General features: G+C 33.6%; 3 protein-coding genes. All 3 read left to right on the forward strand.

The annotated features are described in order from the left end of the window. Positions 1 to 85: 85 nt before the first annotated feature. Entirely contained in the window at positions 86 to 301 is a 216-nt protein-coding gene (locus tag E1171_RS03070) for a hypothetical protein (protein WP_155203964.1), read from the forward strand. A 229-nt stretch (positions 302 to 530) separates the two neighbouring features. Beyond that, on the forward strand, positions 531 to 1403 hold the full coding sequence (locus E1171_RS03075; RefSeq protein ID WP_155203966.1) for a hypothetical protein: 873 nt from the start codon (positions 531 to 533) through the stop codon (positions 1401 to 1403). A gap of 61 nt (positions 1404 to 1464) precedes the next feature. After that, positions 1465 to 2562: a DUF5675 family protein gene (locus tag E1171_RS03080; RefSeq protein WP_155203968.1), complete on the forward strand. Its 1098-nt coding sequence runs from the start codon at positions 1465 to 1467 to the stop codon at positions 2560 to 2562. The last annotated feature ends 38 nt before the right edge of the window (positions 2563 to 2600 follow it).

Genomic DNA, 2600 nt, shown 5'->3' on the forward strand with positions numbered 1-2600 from the left:
GTTCAAAACACTTTTTAAAATTAGTAAACAACAATTTGATTTAACCCCCATCTAACTGAAGCCTAGCATTAAAATCTATTAAACCATGTCGAATACACAACAGCAGAAGCCCGGCTTTAACTGTCCGGAGTGTGGAAGTTTTATCCAAACCAATATTGAACTTATTTTAAGTGGAAAAATATATTGTTCATCCTGTGGCCTTGAACTAACCCCTCAGTTAGATCAACAAGATAAAGAGGCTTTAAAAAAGATGGATGATGCCAATCAAAAATTGAGGGATATAAAAAGGGACCAGAATTAGAAAGAATTTAGAATTATCAGTGAATTATGAAGAATTTAAAATGAGGTTGGGTCGACAAATAACTTATTTTTGTCTAGGAGTCAATAATTTTTGTAAAGGAAACTTTAAAATACCTGTTTCCTAAAATTTGGGAAAATGATTTTCAACAAAAGCAATTAAGTTAAAAATGGATTTTCCTTTTTAGGCATAATTTTCAGAAAAGTATATTAATTTTTTGATCGAAAAGAACATGCATCAATTTTTTCCTGAACGACATGGTGTAAAATATAAAAATCAGTGGGAATTACCCACTTCCCTAAAGATTCAAATAAGGGACTATTACCATCAGGCACAAAGCCCTACTTTAAAAGAACTGTATAAAGATTATAATGATGCCATGGAATTATATGGCATGGATATAACTCTTTTCAATTTAGGTAGGAAACGGCTACCTGCCCCCTCTATGCTTAACCATGCTTTTGTTTATTTGATGGTAGATTATTTCTTGTTCGAGAAAAACATAAGTTTTTTATGCAAAAAAGCACAACCTAACCTCCAAAGTAAAAAAGGAGAAGTGCTAATGGAAACTTTAAAAGCCCGGTTGATGGATAATATTCGAGACAATGCCATCACTACACTTTACTGGTTGAGTGTATTAAATACCCCCTTTAACCTCGACCTCTATAAAAATTTATTGAAAAAACAGATATCTCCCCTAGTTAAATCCTATGACCAAAAGGCAGAATTTAACGTTGATTTACCTGAGGAAATAGATTCTCCAGATAACAGAGCACAAAAAGCTTTGAGAATACAATGGAGATACCTTCAAACTAAAATTCAATCATTCGGACTTTGGCCTATTGTTTTGCTCCAAGAAAAATCCTCTCCTTTTGAACAGGCTCAATTAATTGTATTTGAAAATAATTCCATAAAAGGAGAGGAGGTAAGACTAAAAGTTTATGATCCTTCTTTCCCTGGTGAAACTCAAGACTTGCTAATCAATTTAGAAGAGAATTTCATTGACTACCAAAAGGAAAAGTTCAGATTGTTTTTTTGTTGTAATTACACCCCATTGAAACCAGAATTGAGCTTTTTCTCTTCAATTATTAATTTTTTTTATTGATTTTCCAATCTTTTTTCCTAAACTAATATTTCAAGCACTGTCCCACTAAACTGATTTTGCTATGAGATTAAAAGTAGTCCGCTATGATAGTGGTCCTCAAGACACCTTGGGAAAGCTTTATATAAATGATCGATTTGCTTCTTATACCTTAGAAGATGAGTATCGAAAAGTAAAAGTTAAAGGAGACACCCGAATTCCTGAAGGCTCCTATCGAATAACCTTTCGTAATGAAGGTGGATTCAATATGAAATACAGCCATAGGTTTCCTGACATGCATAAGGGAATGCTATGGGTAAGAGATGTTCCTAATTTTCAGTACGTATTAATCCATATTGGCAACACAGAAGATGATACCGCGGGATGTTTGCTGGTGGGGGATAAAACTGGGACGTTAAAAGGTAAAAGAGCTATTTTAGGCAGCTCATCTTCTTACAAAAAGATTTATCCCATAGTTGCAAATGCCTTATCAAACGGGGAAGAAGTTTCAATTGAATACATCAACAAGGATAATAATCCTGAAGAACTTCAAACTCCATCTACCTCTCATCCAATTGCCTCTCTTCAAAAAAAAACAGGAAGCAAATACCTTTGGATTTTAGATTCGGGAAAAGATGAAATCTATTCTAATCATTTCGGATCTTCTGCATGGGAAATTGATCAGTACATGAAACATGAATTGAATGGAAAAATCATTCAGGCCCTTAAGAAAAAACTTCAAGGAACAGGCATTAGCTATTATGAATCCTCCCCTCCATCTTTAAATGGATCGATTTATTCGCGCATTCGTCGGGCAAATGAATTATCAAAAGGGAAACCTAAATTTTTAGTTTCTTTTCAATCCGGTCAGACAACCTTAGGAAACAGAAACTCAAAAATAGGACTGGAAACCTTTTATTTTCCTGGAAGCAAAAAAGGGCAATTATTAGCAGAGGAGTTTCAGTCAAAATTAGCTAGTCGCTTACAACTTGTAAACAAAGGAATAAAAACATCTAAGGCATCTCTATTAAGAAAGACAAAAATGCCTGCAATTATTTCCAAAATGGAGCTAAATGGAAATTATCGACAATTTGAACAAATGATGGATGGCGGTTTTATTAACAAAAGTGCGGAAGCTCACTTTAATACTATTCAAGAAATAGAAGGAAAATCAAATTTTTAGCCACTATGGTATTAGAATAAAAAGAGGCATTTTAAAAA

The organism is Xanthovirga aplysinae (assembly GCF_009711365.1).
Taxonomy (GTDB): Bacteria; Bacteroidota; Bacteroidia; order Cytophagales; family Cyclobacteriaceae; genus Xanthovirga; species Xanthovirga aplysinae.

Coding starts and splice junctions, on each gene's coding strand:
- E1171_RS03070 (WP_155203964.1), top strand. CDS start 86: ATGTCGAATACACAACAGCAGAAGCCCGGCTTTAACTGTCCGGAGTGT.
- E1171_RS03075 (WP_155203966.1), top strand. CDS start 531: ATGCATCAATTTTTTCCTGAACGACATGGTGTAAAATATAAAAATCAG.
- E1171_RS03080 (WP_155203968.1), top strand. CDS start 1,465: ATGAGATTAAAAGTAGTCCGCTATGATAGTGGTCCTCAAGACACCTTG.